The sequence below is a fragment of the Novosphingobium album (ex Liu et al. 2023) genome (genome assembly GCF_029076845.1).
Taxonomy (GTDB): domain Bacteria; phylum Pseudomonadota; class Alphaproteobacteria; order Sphingomonadales; family Sphingomonadaceae; genus Novosphingobium.
This window is the reverse complement of sequence record NZ_JARESE010000070.1, coordinates 92,732-108,528: the sequence shown is the minus strand read 5'-3', so window position 1 is coordinate 108,528 and position 15,797 is coordinate 92,732. Positions and strand designations below refer to the sequence as shown.

Genomic DNA, 15,797 nt, shown 5'->3' with positions numbered 1-15,797 from the left:
AGACGCTGTGTGCTGGTCGCGGACGATACGCGCAGCGTCGCCCTTCGCTTGTCCGAACTGATCGCCGAAGCCGGCCAGTTCGCCATCGCCGGCCCCGCCTTTGATGGCGCGCAGGCCATGGCGCTGTTCGCCGCCACCCGCCCCGATGCCGCCGTGCTCGACTTCACCATGCCGCGCGCAACCGGGCTCGACGTGCTGCGGGCGATCCGCGAGGCGGGCAGCGATTGTCTGGTCATCGTCATGACCAACCAGACCGATCCTTCGATCCGCGAACGCTGCCTGGCCGCCGGGGCCGATCATTTCCTCCTCAAGTCGCAGGACATCGGCATCGTCGTCGAAATCCTGCGCGACCATTTCGCCCGGTACTGAGAGGGTGCTGGTGCCACCTCCACAGGCGCTTTGCCGCGCATCGCGCGCCAGGCTCCCGCGCGGGCCAGTAGTCCTTTCGGACGATATCCCGCGCGCGCGCGATCTGCCATGCGGGACATATCGAAAGTGCGGCCTGCGTCCGGCTTCATCGGCCACGCCGTCCTTTTCGGGTCGTATCGCCTGCGCTGTCGAGCAGGCGCTGGCGGCGGTCCTATCGCCCCGCCGGTTCGGTTGTCGGCGCGCGCACCGAGTGTCTTGCCTGCCTCTTCAACTTGCGGGACGCGCGCCGACAACACCGGGCTTGGACCCTGGTTTCGGCCCGGATATCCTCGTACTTTCGGACGATGGCGCGATCGCGCGCGCGGTGGCAGGAAGGCACAAGGGAACAAGCCGGGGGCGCCATCCCTTCAGTCCTGCCTCCGTCGTTTTCGCAGGCCAGCGGCTTTGCCGGCAGACTGCCGGAAGGCAGCCAGCAGGATCGCCACGCCGATGACCTATGCTGAAATCAACCTCATCCTGATCGACAGCTCCTCGCAGCGCCGCGCCGTGATCGCCCGCGCGCTCGATGAAGCCGGGCTGGGCCGCGCCGCCTTCGCCTGCGTGCGGGACAGCGAGGCGTCGCTGGCGGAAGACCGCATCGTCCTGATCGAGGATCGGGGCAACAATATCGACGCGCTGGTGGATCTGATGGCGCGCCGCGATCTGTGCCTGCCGTTCATTGCTTTCGCGATGGACCCGGCGGCGCGCGCGATCGGCCGCGCGGTCGCCAAAGGCGCGATCGACTATCTGCGGCTGCCCATGGCCATCGCCGAGATCGAGGAAGCCGCGCTGGCCGGGTTGCAGGCCCATGCCCGCTTCGGCCAATTGGCCGACGGCGCCGGCGAAGGCCCCGGCGCGGCGGGTGACGGCACGCTTGCGCCGTTCGGCCCGCAATCCTTCGCGCTGCACCGTGCCAACATGCTTGGCCGCATCGGCAAGCCGATCATCGCCAGCCTGATCTGACCGGCCGTTCCCGCCGGATCGGCATAGGGCCGCTCGCCATTTTCGGCACATCAACCTAAGGCGACCACGCTATAGTTCTTTCGGACGATAGCGCCGCGCGGCGCGATGTGGTGTTATGCGGCATCAAGGTTGCAACGCCCGAGTGTCCCAGTCTCCCGTCGTGTGCAAAGTACCCTTGAAAGGCTGACAGTCCCGCCGAATTCGGGCCACCGATGCCGGCGGTGATTGTCGCAAGATTGCCGGCGCACGCTCCCCCTTCGCGGATACGGGGATTTCCACCAGGGAGAAGCGTGCGCCGCGATCCATCGGCCGGGAAGGGGCGAGGGCTGCCTCGCGTCGATAGACAACCTTTCAGATCACGCCATGGTTGTCTTCAGCGCATGGCACGGCATCGAAGATCATGCGATCGAACACCAGGATGGCCTGTGATCGGTTGGTCACTTTCAGCTTGGCGAAGATATGGGCCAGATGGCTTTTGACCGTCGATTCCGACAGGCCCAGGTCGAAGGCGATCTGCTTGTTCTGCAGGCCCAGGCTCAGCGCATGCATGATGCGCCGTTCGGCCGGGCTCAGCGGGCCGGCTTCGCCGTCCTCGCTTTCGGCCATGCGCGGCCAGGCCATCCCGCCGGCCAGCAGCCGTTCCAGCGCGTGCGAGAATTCGCTGTACGACAGCGTCTTGGGAATGAACCCGGCGACGCCTTGCGACAGCACCTGCCGCACGGTGCCGGCATCGATCTGGCCCGACATCACGCAAAGCGGGACGCTGGGAAACGATGCCTTGACCATTTCGATGCCGTGCATTCCTGAGACATCGGGAAGCCTCAGGTCCAGCAGGATCAGCGCGATATCCTCTCCGCGCGCAACTTTATCGAGTTCCTTGAGCGAACCGCGCATTTCCACTGTGATATTGCCGCCGATGCCCGACAGCACGGCGGCCACCGCGGTCGCGCACAAGGGGTGATCGTCCACCACGATAACCCGCTGGGTCTGCATCTGGCGCCTCCGTTTCCGGTCCACACTGGGGTGAACCGCGAATTCCCGCTTCGCCATGTCCGTGGAGCCGGGGTCCGTCCGATCGCGGTCTTCGTCTCCAAGGCATGTCGAAATCCGCTTTCGAATGCCCGTTTGTCGCAAGGTATCCTGCGATGAATCAGTATTGCAAGGCATAAAGTATTAATATCTTCCAGCAACGCCCCCGAAATGGGAAGTAATAAACTGTGGGATATTTACTTACAGATATCCGGAAATCCGCTGACTGCCGCGATCGCGGTTTTTACCGGACAGGGCGTCATGATCTGTAAAGGCCCGCTCGGAAACATGCTGGCGCGGCGCTGGTCCGCTCGCCCTGAAGCGGCGCCGGCGTGCGTGGGCGCGCCGCGCGGCCCGGGCCGGCTTCGCCCGATGGGAGGGCGCCATGCCGATTGAAATCGCCCTGCCTGGCCTGCTGCTGATCGTCGCGGATGCTGATGGCGATGCCGCGTTCCTCCGCGACCGGCTTGTCACTGGCGGCGCCGGGCAAGTGGCCGTGCGGCATACCGCCACGCGCGCCGCCGCGCCGCGCCTATTGCGCCAGCAGGGGTTTGATGGCGTGGTCCTCGATCTGGGATCGCCGGCATCGGCGGACCTGGCGGACCTGGCGGTGATCGTGGCGCAGGCCGGGCAGGCCCCGGTCATCGTCATCGCCAATGCCGTCGATCCGGCCCTGTCGCGCCAGTTGCGCGAGGCAGGCGCGGCCGAAGTGCTGGACCGTGCCGAGATCGCGCAGAGCCTGTTTCCGCGCCTTGTTGCCCGGATCATCCGCGATCCCCACGCGCAGGCCGCCGAGGTCGAACTCGAACGCCAGATGGAATCGCGCACGGGCGATCTGGTGGCGGCAAACCGGGATCTGGAAGCGTTCGCCTATTCGGTATCGCACGATCTGCGCGCGCCGCTGCGCGCGATCGAATGGCTGGCGCAGTCCGTGCTGCGGGACGAGGCGCCAAGCCTGGCCCCCGTGGTCGCCGAGCGACTGGCGATGATCGGCCGCAGCGTGGACCAGATGAACGACCTGATCGAGGATCATCTGGCGCTCGCCCGGATCGGCCGCCACAAGCTGCGGCGCGGCACGGTCGACACGCCGGGGCTGGTCGCCGATATCCTGCGCGATCTGCGCCACGCCAATGCCGATATCGATTTCCACGTCGAACTCGGTGATTTGCCCGACTTGCGCGCGGACCCCACGCTGGTGCGCCTGGTTTTCCAGAACCTGCTGGAAAACGCGGTCAAGTTCAGCCGCCTGCGCGACCGGCCGGAGATCCAGGTGGGCACGCTGCCGGTGGCGGCGGCGCCGCACGGGCCGCCGGTATACTATGTGCGCGACAATGGCGTGGGCTTTGACATGCGCTTTGCCGATCGCCTGTTCGACGCGTTCCAGCGGTTGCACGCGCGGCAGGCGTTCGACGGCAGCGGCATTGGCCTGGCGATCGTGCAGCGGATCGTCGATCGCCATGGCGGGCGGATCTGGGCAGAATCTTCAGTCGATGCCGGCGCGACGTTCTATTTCACGCTGGACAAGACGCCGCACGGCGTGGCCGTCACGCATTACGCCGGATCGCGGCGATAGCGCTGCGCCTCAGGCGTCGTGTTCCTCGATCCGGGCCAGCAGCGCTTCCACTTGCACTTGCGCGCCGGCCTGGGTGTTGAGCTCGGCCACCACGCCGTCGAACGGCGCGGTCAGCGTGTGCTCCATCTTCATCGCTTCCAGCGTCAGCAGCTTCTGCCCCTTGGTCACGACATCGCCTTGCGCCACTTCGACCGCGATGACCTTGCCCGGCATCGGCGCGAGGATCGAGCCGGAGCCCGCCGCGCCGCCCGCCGTGCCTTCCTTGCGCCAGTGCGCCAGCAGCCAGGCCTGCCCTTGCTCGGTGACGAGCACCGAAGGCACCGGCGCCTCGCTGCCGCCATCGACCGCGATCTCCACCCGCTCGCCATCGAGCAGGAACCAGGCCGCGCGCGCGGGGGCGGCGTTGAGCCGGAAGCCCGGCGGATCATACAGCGGCACCAGCGCCGCGGCAGCCGCTTCCAGCGCCTCGCGCGAGGGTGCGGGCGTTTGCGCCAAGGCCTCGCCATCACGGCCGATCAGCCCGGTATCGACCGTGCCGGTGACGAAATCGGGATGGTCCAGCGCCTTCACCAGGAACGAGGCATTGGTCCTGACCGGCCAGACCGCACTGTCGGCCAGCATCTCGCCCAGCCGCTCGCGCGCCACCTCGCGGTCATCGCCCCAGGCGATGACCTTGGCGATCATCGGATCGTAGAACGGCGAGACTTCGGCGCCTTCATAGACGCCGGTGTCGATGCGTCCGCCCGGCGCGTCGCCGAATTGCAGCAGTTCGAGCTTGCCGATCGAGGGCAGGAAGCCCTTGGCCGGATCCTCGGCATAGAGCCGCGCTTCCATCGCCCAGCCATCGATGCCCAGATCGTGCTGCGCCAGCGGCAGCGGCTCGCCGCTCGCGACGCGCAGCTGCCATTCCACCAGATCGACCCCGGTGATTGCCTCGGTCACGGGATGCTCCACCTGCAGCCGCGTGTTCATTTCCATGAACCAGATGCGATCGGCACGCAGCCCTTCCGAGCCGTCGGCGATGAATTCGATCGTGCCCGCGCCGACATAGTCGACCGCTTTTGCTGCACGCACTGCTGCGGTGCACAATGCAGTACGGGTTGCAGCATCCATGCCCGGCGCGGGCGCTTCCTCGATCACTTTCTGGTGGCGGCGCTGCAGCGAGCAGTCCCGCTCGAACAAGTGGACGATGTTGCCGTGGCTGTCGCCGAACACCTGCACTTCGATGTGGCGGGGGCTGAGGATATACTTCTCGATCAGCACATGATCGTTGCCGAAGGAACTGGCCGCCTCGCGCTTGCACGAGGCGAGCGCGTCGGCGAACTCGTCCTCGCTCTCGACCAGCCGCATACCTTTGCCGCCGCCGCCCGCGACCGCCTTGATCAGCACCGGATAGCCGATCTTGGCGGCTTCATCCGCCAGGAAGATCGCCGCCTGCTCCTCGCCCATGTAGCCCGGCGTCACCGGCACGCCGGCTTGCGCCATCAGTTTCTTGGCCGCGTCCTTCAGGCCCATCGCGGTGATCGAGGCGGGGTCGGGGCCGACCCAGACCAGCCCGGCGTCGATCACGGCTTGCGCGAACTCGGCGTTTTCCGAAAGGAAGCCATAGCCCGGATGGATCGCCTCGGCCCCGGTGGCCCTGGCGGCGGCAATGATCTTCTCGCCCACCAGATAGCTTTCGCGCGCGGGCGAGGGGCCGATATGCACCGCTTCATCCGCTTCGCGCACATGCAGCGCATCGGCGTCGGCATCCGAATAGACCGCGATCGTGCGAATGCCGAGCCGGCGCGCGGTGCGGATCACCCGGCAAGCGATCTCGCCCCGGTTGGCGATGAGGAGGGACTGGATCATGGGCTTTCTCTCAATTCCTCCCCGAGCTTGTCTCGGGGAGGGGGACCATGCGAAGCATGGTGGAGGGGGAACTGCGATGTTCAGGGATGTTTCGCCGAAACCTCGCGATGGCCGGATCGATCGGGCCCGGAAATTGCGGCGCGCGATGTCCTTGCCCGAGGGTCTGCTGTGGCGCGAACTGCGGCAGCGGCCGCACGGACTCAAGTTCCGGCGCCAGCATCCCAGCGGGGCCTACGTGCTGGATTTCTATTGCAGTGATGCGCGGCTGGCGATCGAGGTGGATGGCGCCGCCCATGATTTCGGCGATCGTCCGCTGCGCGATGAAGTGCGCGACGCGTGGTTCGCGCGTGCCGGAATCGCGACTTTGCGCATTCCGGCGAAGGCCGTGCTGGACGATCTGGAACGCGTGCTTGCCTTGATCCTGGCCGAAGCGGCGGCGCGGCTCCCCCTCCACCACCCGGCTGCGCCGGGCGGTCCCCCTCCCCGAGACGAGCTCGGGGAGGAATGAGGAAAGGCCACCCGCCGCCACCATCACATCCTGAACACGCCGAACCGCGGCTGGTCGGGGATGGGCGCTTCCAGGCTCGCCGCCAGCGCCAGTCCCAGCACGTCGCGGGTCTGCGCCGGGTCGATCACGCCGTCATCCCACAGGCGGGCGGTGGCGTAGTAGGGGTTGCCTTCGTCCTCGTACTTCTGGCGGATCGGCGCCTTGAAGGCTTCGGCCTCGCGCTCGTCCCACTTGTCGGCGTCGCGGTGGACGGTGGCGAGCACGCTGGCGGCCTGTTCGCCGCCCATCACGCTGATGCGCGCGTTGGGCCAGGTGAACAGGAAGCGCGGGTCATAGGCGCGGCCGCACATGCCATAGTTGCCGGCGCCAAAGCTGCCGCCGATCAGCACGGTGATGCGGGGTACGCTCGCGGTCGCCACCGCCGTCACCAGCTTGGCGCCGTGCTTGGCGATGCCTTCGGCCTCATACTTGCCGCCGACCATGAAGCCCGAGATGTTCTGGAGGAACAGCAGTGGGATCTTGCGCTGGCAGGCCAGCTCGATGAAGTGCGCGCCCTTCTGCGCGCTTTCGGAAAAGAGCACGCCGTTGTTGGCCAGGATCGCCACCGGCATCCCGTGAATATGCGCGAAGCCGCAGACCAGCGTGCTGCCGTAAAGCGCCTTGAACTCGTGAAACTCGCTGCCGTCGACGATGCGGGCGATCACTTCGTGCACATCATAAGGCGCGCGCACGTCTTCGGGAATGATCGAATAGAGTTCCTCGGGCGCGTATTTCGGCGGGCGCGGTTCGCGCAGCGGCAGGCCGTTGTCGTGGCGTGGGCCCAGATGGCTGACGATGTCGCGCACGATGGTCAGCGCGTGCTCGTCATTGTCGGCCAGATGATCGGTCACGCCCGACTTGCGACTGTGCAGGTCGCCGCCGCCCAGATCCTCGGCGCTGATCACTTCGCCGGTCGCGGCCTGGACCAGCGGCGGGCCGGCGAGGAAGATTGTGCCCTGCTCTTTCACGATCACTGTCTCGTCCGACATGGCGGGCACATAGGCACCGCCCGCCGTGCAGCTTCCCATCACGCAGGCGATCTGCGGGATGCCCTTCGCACTCATCTGCGCCTGGTTGAAGAAGATGCGGCCGAAGTGATCGCGATCGGGGAAGACTTCGGCCTGGTGCGGCAGGTTGGCGCCGCCGCTGTCGACGAGGTAGACGCACGGCAGCCGGTTCTCGCGCGCGATCTCCTGTGCGCGGATATGCTTCTTCACCGTCATCGGGTAATAGGTGCCGCCTTTGACCGTGGCATCGTTGCACACGATCATGCAGGGGCGGCCGGAGACGTGCCCGATCGCGGTGATCAGGCCGGCGCCGGGAATATCCTCGCCATAAAGGCCATTGGCGGCGAGCTGGCCGAGCTCGAGCAGCGGCGAGCCGGGATCGAGCAGCCGCTCCACCCGCTCGCGCGGGAGCAGCTTGCCCCGCGCCACGTGGCGTTCACGCGACTTTGCATTGCCGCCCAGCGCCGCCTGCGCGACGCGGGCGCGCAGTTCCTCGGCCAGCGCGCGGTTGTGCGCGGCGCGCGCCTGCGCTTCCGGGCTATCGAGAGTGATGCTGGTCTGGAGCACGGGCGCGCTCATGCCCGCATCTCCCTGGCCGTCTCCTGATTCGATCCGAAAGGCATCCCTGTTCCCATCGCGGCTGGCTTTGTCCTGCCTGTCTAGCTTGCCGGCAAAGCGGACGGAAATTGAAAGTTGCACGGGCTTTCCATAGACAGCGTCTATGATCGACCAATACATGCTGCGCTATTTCCTGGCGGTGGCCGAACTGGGCAGCTTCGGCCGCGCGGCCCGTTCGGTCAGCGTCACCCAGCCCACCCTGTCGGCCGGGATCGCCAAGCTGGAGCGCGAGCTGGGCGCGCGCCTGTTCGACCGTGACCGGCAAGGCGTGTCGCTGACGCCGGCGGGCAGCCGCTTCCTCGTGCGCGCGCGGCGGATCGCGGCGGAATACGAGCAGGCGCTGAGCGAGATCCAGGCCGTGCCCGAGCCGCGCCTGCTGCGCGTGGGCGTGCTGGGCACGATCCCGACGCGCGCGGTCGAGGCGATCCTCGAACGCCATGGCGCGAGCGGCGCGGACGAAGTGCTCGAACTGCTCGACGGGGGCGAGCGCGAACTGGCCGAGCGGCTCGAACGCGGGCGGATCGACGTGGCGCTGACGGTGATCCGCCCGCACCACGCCCGTTTCCATCCCGAAGTGCTGGCGCGCGAACGCTACATGATGGTGCTGCCGCCGGAGCACCCACTGGCCGGCGAAGCGCAAGTGCCGGCCGAACAGCTCGCGCAGGATCGCATGGCGCTGCGCCGCCATTGCGAGGCGCTGCCGGAGATCAACCGTTTCTTCACCCAGCGCGGCGTGCGCCCGCGCTTCGTGCTCAAGACCACCAGCGACGCGCGCGTGCTCGCCATCGTGCGCGCGGGCGCGGGCATCGGCATGATGCCCGAAGGCTTCGCCGACGGCACGGTGCGCTTCGTGCCGGTGCGCGATTTCGAGCTGGCGCGCGACGTGGGCCTGCTCTTCGCCAGCGACGCGCAAGTCGCGGTGGGGCGGACCAGCCCGTTCATCGCGCTTGTCCGCGCGCACTATCGCAAGGCATGAAGGTGCCAGAGGATAGCATGAGGGAGGCTGGGATGCAGGCATCGGACATGAACGGCAAGGTCGCGCTGGTAACGGGCGCGGCGGCGGGGCTGGGGCGCGCCACCGCGCTGAAACTGGCGGAATCGGGCGCCGATCTGGCGATCCTGGACGTTTCGGCCGATGGGCTGGCGGGCACCGCCCGGGCCATCGCCGCGCTGGGCCGCAAGGCGCTCGAACTGCCGCTCGATTTGTCGCAACGGGCCAGCTGCAAGCAGGCGGTGGAGCGCACGCTGGCCGAATTCGGCCGGCTCGACGCGCTGTGCAACATCGCCGGGGTGATGAAACCGGGGCCGACGCCCAGCTTTCCCGACGAAAGCTGGGATCTGACGATGCGCGTCAATCTGGACGCGCCGTTCTTCCTGATCCGCGAGAGCCTGCCGCACCTGCTGGCGGCGCATGGCGCGATCGTCAACGTTACGTCCTGCGCCGCGTTCCAGGGGCAGGCCTACTTCGCCGCTTATTGCGCCGCCAAGGCCGGGCTCACCAACATGACCAAGGCGCTGGCGATGGAATACATGAAGGAGCCGATCCGCATCAATGCCGTGGCGCCGGGCGGGATGATGACCGGGTTGGTGCAGGGCATGGCCGCGCTGGCCGATTGCGATCGCGACCTGATCAGCCGCATCGGCTCGCCGCGCGGGCTGTGCGAGATCGAGGACGTGGCCGATTGCGTGGCTTTCCTCGCCAGCCCGGCCGCGCGCAGCTATCATGGCGCCTGCATCAATATCGACGCGGGCGTGACCGCTGGCTAGCGCGGATCGCCATTCCGTCCGCGCCAGGGCGGGCAGGTACGCAAAATCCGCTGCGTCGCGATGCGTGAAAATCACACTTTTCGGCGCCATTTGGAGAGAATAACGATCGACCACGGCCAAAGGCTGCGGGGTCGGCCGGAAGCGCCCGCAAGGAGATGCGAGATGATCGACCACATGGGTATCGGCGCGAGCGACTTTGCCGCGTCCCGCCGCTTCTACGATGCCGCGCTGGCCCCGCTGGGCTATGTGCCGCTGATGGAAGTCACGGCCGAGGAGACCGGCGGCTATCACGGCATCGGCTATGGCAAGGATGGCAAGCCGGCGTTCTGGCTGGGCAACGACGGCCCGCGCGGGACGGGCATCCATGTGGCCTTTTCCGCGTCCTGCCGGGCGGCGGTCGATGCCTTCTACAAGGCGGCGCTGGCCAGCGGCGGACGGGACCATGGCGCCCCTGGCCTGCGGCCGCATTATCACGCCAATTACTACGCGGCCTTCGCGCTCGATCCCGACGGGATCAATGTCGAGGCGGTCTGCCACGCGGCGGAGTGAGCGCGGAACTTGGAGCCTGCTTGGAAATGCGCGGATGATCGCATTTCAAGGCCGCACCAGCCCGCTCCCCCACCCGGCCACCCAACGGCAGTATTCTATGGGTGGCCGGGTGGGGGAGCGGGCTGGTGCGGCCTTGCGCCGAATGGCGCATTCCCAAACAGGTTCTTACAGCATCCGCGGGTCGATCACCGTGCGCACCGGAGTGCCGGGGCCCGATACGTTCGCGATCGCATCGGCCACGCCGCCCAGCCCGATGCGGCTGCCCAGCCATGGGGTGACGTCGATCGAGCCGTCGGCGATCGAGCGCAGTGCCAGGTCCATGTCCTGCGGTTCCTCGCCGCCGGCGAACTGGACGTTGAGCCGTTTGTTCTGCGCGGCGAAGACGAAGAAAGGCTCTTCCTCCATGCAATAGCCGCCCATGACGATGCGCCCGTCGAACGGCGCCGATTCGATGATCCGCTGCAACATGCCGGGCAGGCCGACGCATTCGTAGATCAGGTTGGCCTGCCGTCCGCCGAAATCGGGCAGCGGTGCGTAGGCGTTCACCTCGCGCGGGTCGACGGCGATATGCGCGCCCATCGCCACGGCCAGGTCGCGGCGGCTCTGGTGGAAATCGGCGGCGATGATCGGGGCCACGCCCATCAGCTTGAGGCCGGCGATCACGCCCAGGCCGATCGCGCCGCAGCCGATCACCAGCGCGGCATCGCCCGGCTGGGGCCGCCCGCGCCGCGCGTGTTCCAGCCCGACCGCCAGCGGCTCGATCATCGCGGCGTATTCGTCGGGCAGGCCATCGGGCACTTCGAGGATGAAATCCTCGTCCAGCAGCATCAGCTCGCCGAAGCCGCCGGGGCACTGGTGGCTGAAGCCCACCACCGCGTGGCTGCCGCCCTGGCGCATGATCGGCACCGACGTGACCTTGCGCCCCGGCCTGACCGTGCGGCGGCTGCCCGGCCCGTAGTCGAGCACTTCGCCGACATATTCGTGGCCCGGCACGAAGGGCCGCTCGAAATCGAGTGCGGCATAAGGCCCGCCCAGCCGGCGCGAGAGGGCGATGATGTTCTTGCCGCCGGTCAGGAAATGCGCGTCGGACGCGCAGAGCCCGCAGGAATGGGTGCGCACCAGCGCTTGCCCCTTGCCGGGCACGGGATCGGCGATCTCTCCGACCAGGACCTCGCCGTTCTGGACATAGGCGGCTTTCATCACGCGTTCTCCTTCAGGCCGTGACGGCCATGGCCTGCCGCAGGCGTGGCATGGTCTGTTCCAGCAGCTTGAGGCTTTTCCAGCCCTGTTCGGGCGAAAGCCCGCCCAGCAGCGGCTGGAAGCCGACATTGCCCATGCCGCCAAGCTGGCCGACCCGCTCGACCAGCTGGTCCGGCGTCCAGGCGACGAAGAGCCCGGCGTGGCGCAGCACCGCCGGGTTATCGAGCCCCTTGAATGGTGAGTTGGAGCCATCGCCTTCCTGTTCGGCCCACTTGGCGTATTCGGTGATGACGTGGACGGCGTGGCGCTCGATCGCGGCCCAGCCTTCGTCCGGGTCCTGGCACAAGTGGATCGACAGCGGCATACCCGGCACCGGGCGGAAATGGGTGCGCGGCGCGTGGCCCAGGCGTTCGCATTCCGCCAGGTAGATGTCGATCAGTTCCGGCTTCATCGGGCCGAAGCCGACGCCGAACTTCGCGGCGCGCTTCGCCGATGCGGGCACGCCGCCGCCGACCATGATGATATCCTCGGGCGCCTGCACCGGCAGCGGGCGAACGAAGATCGGGCGGCCTTCCATCTCGAACCGCTCACCATGCAGCGCGCGCAGGATGGTCTCGATCCCCTGGTCCATCAGCTTCGCCCGGTCCTTGAGCGACTTGTTGAACATGGCGAATTCGAACGGCACATAGCCCGCGCCGAAGATCACGTTGAGCCGCCCGTTCGACATGAGATCGACCACCGCGATCTGCTCGGCCAGTTCCACCGGATCGTGCAGCGGCAGGATCACCGCGCCCAGCAGAAAGCGCACGCGGCCGGTGACGGCGGCCATGCCGCCGGCCAGCGTGAAGGGCTGCGGCAGATAACCGTCATCCGATCCATGGTGCTGCATCAGGCCGATGGTATCGACGCCGATGCCATCGACGAAGGCGGCCATCTCGATCGCGGCGCGATAAAGCTCGTGCGTGGGCGTGGCCCATTCGGGCGAGCGCATGTCGAAGGAAACGTTGATGCGGATTTGGTTCATGACGGGCCTTTCAGCGCGGCGATGGGGGAATCGGAGGCAAGGCGGCGGTCAGGGCCATTTGGCCAGGATCGCGTAGGACGGATCGTCCCGGTCGCGCGAGGAGGGCACGCCGTGGCTGGGCAGATCGGTGGTCTCGCGCATTTCCTGATGCTCGAACACCACCACCCGGTGCAGCAGGCCCCAGCGCCCGCCGCGCTTCTGCCAGCGATCGAGATAGCGGCCCCAGACGCCGATCTGGAACAGCTTGCCATCGCGCTCGGCGCGCATGGTGCCGGTGACGTAAGCCTCGCTGCCCGCATCGTCGCCGTCGAGCGCGATGAGCACGTTGGCCACCTGGTGCGAATGGCTGAGCAGGCCCAGGTGATGCTGGCAGATCAGGTCGATCACGCCCCGGCCGGGCCCCCGGTAATAGGCGGCGCCATAGTCGGCATAGCCGTCTTCATGCCAGACCGAATGGCCCAGCGGCACGTCCAGCCGATCGACCGCGCGGCAATAGGTATAGATCAGCTCGGTGATCGCCTGCTTGTCGGCAAGCTGGGCAAGAGTGTCGCTCATGGCTTCAGTCCTTCGCGGCATAGGCGGCGGACATGGCGGCGATGGCGCGGATGCGCTCGCGCCGCTGGGCGGCGGAAGTGACGCTCATCCCGGCGACATCGTCGGCCTCGCCCCAGTTGCAGATCGGGCCGTGCGGCAGGCGTTCGAGCCCGAGCCGGGCGACATCGTCGGGGTCGGCCAAGTCTGCGGGAACGGCCATGCCGCGCGCTTCCATCAGTTCGCGGTGGGCGGGCGTATCGGTGCGGCCCAGGACATAGCTCAGCACGTCCACGCCGTGCGGTTCCAGCTCGGCCCAGAGCGCTTCGCTCAGCACCAGGTCGAACGCCTTGGTCGCGCAATAGACGCTGATGCCCGGCAGCCCGCCATAGCAGGCGCCCGAGCCGACGATCATGATCCCGCCGCGCCCGCGATCGCGCATCGGCGCGCCGAAGCGGTGGCAGGCGCGCATCACGGTCATGACGTTGCGCATCGCCAGCGTGTCCCAGTTGGCGATCGGGTTGTCGAGGAACAGCGAGCCGTTGGGATCGGACCCGGCGTTGAGGATCAGCAGGCCCACCTCGCGCTCGCCCGCCGCGGCGGCCATGCGCTCGGCCGCGTCGTCCCGCGCGAGATCGACCGAGGCGGTGACGCATTCCACCCCGTGCGCCGCGCGGATTTCCAGCGCGAGCTGGTCCAGCGGCCCTTCGCGCCGGGCGATGAGGATCAGGTTCAGGCCCTTTTCGGCCAGTTGCCGGGCAAAGCTGGCGCCCGTTCCTTCCGATGCCCCGGCGATCAGCGCCCAGGGGCCGTATTTCGCGGCAAAATCCACCTTGCTCTCCCGTCCAGCCGGTCTCTTGTCTCGCGGCAGGCTAGCGCGGAGGCGGCGATGATGGGAAGGGCCTTCCGCATCGCCCCAGCGGCTTAGGAGTCTGTTTCGAAATGCGTGGAAGAGCGCATTTCGTGGCGGTACCAGCCAGCGCCCCCACCCGGCCTCTCATAGGAATGGTACTCTGTGGGAGGCCGGTCCCTCGGCGAAAATGTCCCCCGGACATTTTCGTCACCCTCGGACGGGAGCGGGCCGGCGCGATTACGCGTCGACAGGCGCATTTCACACCCATTTCCAATCCCATCTGGCGCGGGTTACTCGCGCCAGCCGATCACCTTGGTCTCCAGATATTCCTCGATCCCCTCGATCCCCCAGGCGCGGCCGATGCCGGAATGCTTGTAGCCGCCGAAGGGCAAGTCGCCATTGATCGGCGCGCCGCCGTTGACGCCGATGGTGCCGGTGCGGATGCGTTTGGCGACCGCCATCGCGCGATCGAGATCGCCTGACCAGACGCCGCCGGAAAGGCCATAGATGCTGTCGTTGGCGATGCGGATCGCGTCCTCGTCATCCTCGAACGGGATGACGACGAGCACCGGGCCGAAGATCTCTTCCTGGGCGATGCGCATGTCGTTGGTGACATCGACGAAGCAGGTCGGCTCCACGAACCAGCCGGTGCCCTTGTCGGGGCGCAATTCGCCGCCCGCCAGCAGCGTCGCGCCTTCCTGGATGCCAAGGTCGATATAGGCTTTTACCCGCTCCATCTGCTTTTTCGAGACGACCGGGCCCATCGAGCAGGCCGGATCGTCGAAATGGCCCCATTTGTCGGCGAAGCCATCATAGGCGGCCTTGAGCACGGCCTTGGCTTCCTCATAGCGGCTGCGCGGCACCAGCAGGCGCGATTGCACCGCGCAGCCCTGGCCCGCGTGGAACACCAGGATCGATTGCGCCACGATCCGGGCGAAATTCGGCTCGTCCTCCAGCACGATGTTGGCCGACTTGCCGCCCAGTTCGAGGAAGACGCGCTTCATCGTGTCGGCGCCCTGCTTCATGATATGCTTGCCGATCGCGGTCGAGCCGGTGAAGGTGATCAGATCGACGCGCGGATCGGTGACGAGCATCTCGCCCGCCATCGCCGGGTCGGAGCCGGTGATGACATTGAGCACGCCGGCCGGAAAGCCCGCCTCGATCGCCAGCTCGCCGAAGATCGCGCCGGCCAGCGGCGTGTCGGGCGCGGGCTTGAGGATCACCGTGCAGCCGGCCAGCAGCGCCGAGACCACTTTTTCCGCGTTCACATAGAGCGGGAAGTTCCACGGGGTGATCGCGCCGACCACGCCGACCGCCTCGTAAACCGCCTTGCGGTGCGTGGTGAAGCCCATGGTCTCCTTCGTGCCATAGTCCTTTTCCCACTGCAGGCGGGGATAGACCTCCATCAGGTCTTTCCAGCTGCCCAGGCAGTTGGCGACTTGCGCGCGGTTCACCGCGACCAGCGGGGCGCCCACCTCGTGGCGGGCGATGTCCGCCAGCCGCTCCTGGTTGGCGACGAACAGCGCGTGCAGCTTCTTCACCAGCGCGAAGCGCTTTTCATGGTTGGTCGACCAGTCGGTGGTGTCGAAGGCGCGGCGCGCGGCGGCGATCGCGGCTTCGACGTCGGCGGCCGAGGCATCGGCGGCCACGCCCACCACGTCACCCGTCCACGGGCCGATGTTCTCGTAAGTCCGGCCACCTTCGGCCTGGCGCATCTCGCCATCGATGCACAGCAGCGATTCGGGCAGCACGGTGGCGCGGGTGGGTTCGGCAAGCATGGTCATGATAGGAAAATCCTCTGCAAACGGGTTCTTCGGCAGGGCTTTCGCGGTCACGCCCGGCGCCCATCGGGCCGCATTTCGAGCTTGATTCCCTGA

The 15,797-nt window shown here is 67.3% G+C and carries 15 protein-coding genes; 7 read left to right on the top strand and 8 right to left on the bottom strand.

What is annotated here, in order from left to right:
* The first annotated feature begins 9 nt into the window (after positions 1 to 9).
* Complete coding sequence (locus tag PYV00_RS20265; RefSeq protein ID WP_275230134.1) at positions 10 to 369, top strand: response regulator; 360 nt, start codon at positions 10 to 12, stop codon at positions 367 to 369.
* A 489-nt stretch (positions 370 to 858) separates the two neighbouring features.
* A complete protein-coding gene (locus PYV00_RS20260; RefSeq protein ID WP_275230133.1) occupies positions 859 to 1,371 on the top strand; it encodes a hypothetical protein in 513 nt (170 codons plus the stop codon).
* A gap of 351 nt (positions 1,372 to 1,722) precedes the next feature.
* On the opposite strand, the gene PYV00_RS20255 is transcribed toward PYV00_RS20260, so the two are convergent.
* Entirely contained in the window at positions 1,723 to 2,364 is a 642-nt protein-coding gene (locus PYV00_RS20255) for a response regulator transcription factor (RefSeq protein WP_275230132.1), read from the bottom strand.
* 421 nt (positions 2,365 to 2,785) lie between these two features.
* On the opposite strand from PYV00_RS20255, the gene PYV00_RS20250 reads away from it, so the two are divergent.
* Positions 2,786 to 3,973, top strand: a complete 1,188-nt coding sequence (locus PYV00_RS20250; protein WP_275230131.1) for a sensor histidine kinase — start codon at positions 2,786 to 2,788, stop codon at positions 3,971 to 3,973.
* 9 nt (positions 3,974 to 3,982) lie between these two features.
* On the opposite strand, the gene PYV00_RS20245 is transcribed toward PYV00_RS20250, so the two are convergent.
* Positions 3,983 to 5,824: an acetyl/propionyl/methylcrotonyl-CoA carboxylase subunit alpha gene (locus PYV00_RS20245; RefSeq protein ID WP_275230130.1), complete on the bottom strand. Its 1,842-nt coding sequence runs from the start codon at positions 5,822 to 5,824 to the stop codon at positions 3,983 to 3,985.
* 76 nt (positions 5,825 to 5,900) lie between these two features.
* On the opposite strand from PYV00_RS20245, the gene PYV00_RS20240 reads away from it, so the two are divergent.
* Positions 5,901 to 6,332 carry an endonuclease domain-containing protein gene (locus tag PYV00_RS20240; RefSeq protein WP_275230174.1) on the top strand — a complete coding sequence of 144 codons (432 nt, stop codon included), beginning with the start codon at positions 5,901 to 5,903 and terminating at the stop codon, positions 6,330 to 6,332.
* 23 nt (positions 6,333 to 6,355) lie between these two features.
* On the opposite strand, the gene PYV00_RS20235 is transcribed toward PYV00_RS20240, so the two are convergent.
* The gene (locus PYV00_RS20235) at positions 6,356 to 7,957 is read right to left on the bottom strand and encodes a carboxyl transferase domain-containing protein (RefSeq protein WP_275230129.1); all 1,602 of its coding nucleotides are present in this window, start codon (positions 7,955 to 7,957) and stop codon (positions 6,356 to 6,358) included.
* Positions 7,958 to 8,099: 142 nt separating this feature from the next.
* On the opposite strand from PYV00_RS20235, the gene PYV00_RS20230 reads away from it, so the two are divergent.
* The 3 genes from PYV00_RS20230 (at position 8,100) to PYV00_RS20220 (ending at position 10,312) form a co-directional block, all read left to right on the top strand.
* Entirely contained in the window at positions 8,100 to 8,972 is an 873-nt protein-coding gene (locus PYV00_RS20230; RefSeq protein WP_275230128.1) for a LysR family transcriptional regulator, read from the top strand.
* Positions 8,973 to 9,004: 32 nt separating this feature from the next.
* Positions 9,005 to 9,763 (top strand): SDR family NAD(P)-dependent oxidoreductase, encoded by a 759-nt coding sequence (locus PYV00_RS20225; protein WP_275230127.1) that lies wholly within the window; start codon positions 9,005 to 9,007, stop codon positions 9,761 to 9,763.
* Between the two features lie 162 nt (positions 9,764 to 9,925).
* Positions 9,926 to 10,312: a VOC family protein gene (locus PYV00_RS20220; protein ID WP_275230126.1), complete on the top strand. Its 387-nt coding sequence runs from the start codon at positions 9,926 to 9,928 to the stop codon at positions 10,310 to 10,312.
* A 165-nt stretch (positions 10,313 to 10,477) separates the two neighbouring features.
* Here PYV00_RS20220 and PYV00_RS20215 read toward each other — a convergent pair whose 3' ends face one another.
* The 5 genes from PYV00_RS20215 to PYV00_RS20195 all read right to left on the bottom strand — a co-directional run bounded on the left by PYV00_RS20215 (position 10,478) and on the right by PYV00_RS20195 (position 15,704).
* Complete coding sequence (locus PYV00_RS20215) at positions 10,478 to 11,512, bottom strand: zinc-binding dehydrogenase (protein WP_275230125.1); 1,035 nt, start codon at positions 11,510 to 11,512, stop codon at positions 10,478 to 10,480.
* A 13-nt stretch (positions 11,513 to 11,525) separates the two neighbouring features.
* Positions 11,526 to 12,536 (bottom strand): LLM class flavin-dependent oxidoreductase, encoded by a 1,011-nt coding sequence (locus tag PYV00_RS20210; protein ID WP_275230124.1) that lies wholly within the window; start codon positions 12,534 to 12,536, stop codon positions 11,526 to 11,528.
* A gap of 48 nt (positions 12,537 to 12,584) precedes the next feature.
* A complete protein-coding gene (locus PYV00_RS20205; RefSeq protein WP_275230123.1) occupies positions 12,585 to 13,091 on the bottom strand; it encodes a nuclear transport factor 2 family protein in 507 nt (168 codons plus the stop codon).
* 4 nt (positions 13,092 to 13,095) lie between these two features.
* The gene (locus tag PYV00_RS20200; protein WP_275230122.1) at positions 13,096 to 13,899 is read right to left on the bottom strand and encodes an SDR family NAD(P)-dependent oxidoreductase; all 804 of its coding nucleotides are present in this window, start codon (positions 13,897 to 13,899) and stop codon (positions 13,096 to 13,098) included.
* Positions 13,900 to 14,210: 311 nt separating this feature from the next.
* Positions 14,211 to 15,704: an aldehyde dehydrogenase family protein gene (locus PYV00_RS20195; protein ID WP_275230121.1), complete on the bottom strand. Its 1,494-nt coding sequence runs from the start codon at positions 15,702 to 15,704 to the stop codon at positions 14,211 to 14,213.
* Between the last annotated feature and the right edge of the window lie 93 nt (positions 15,705 to 15,797).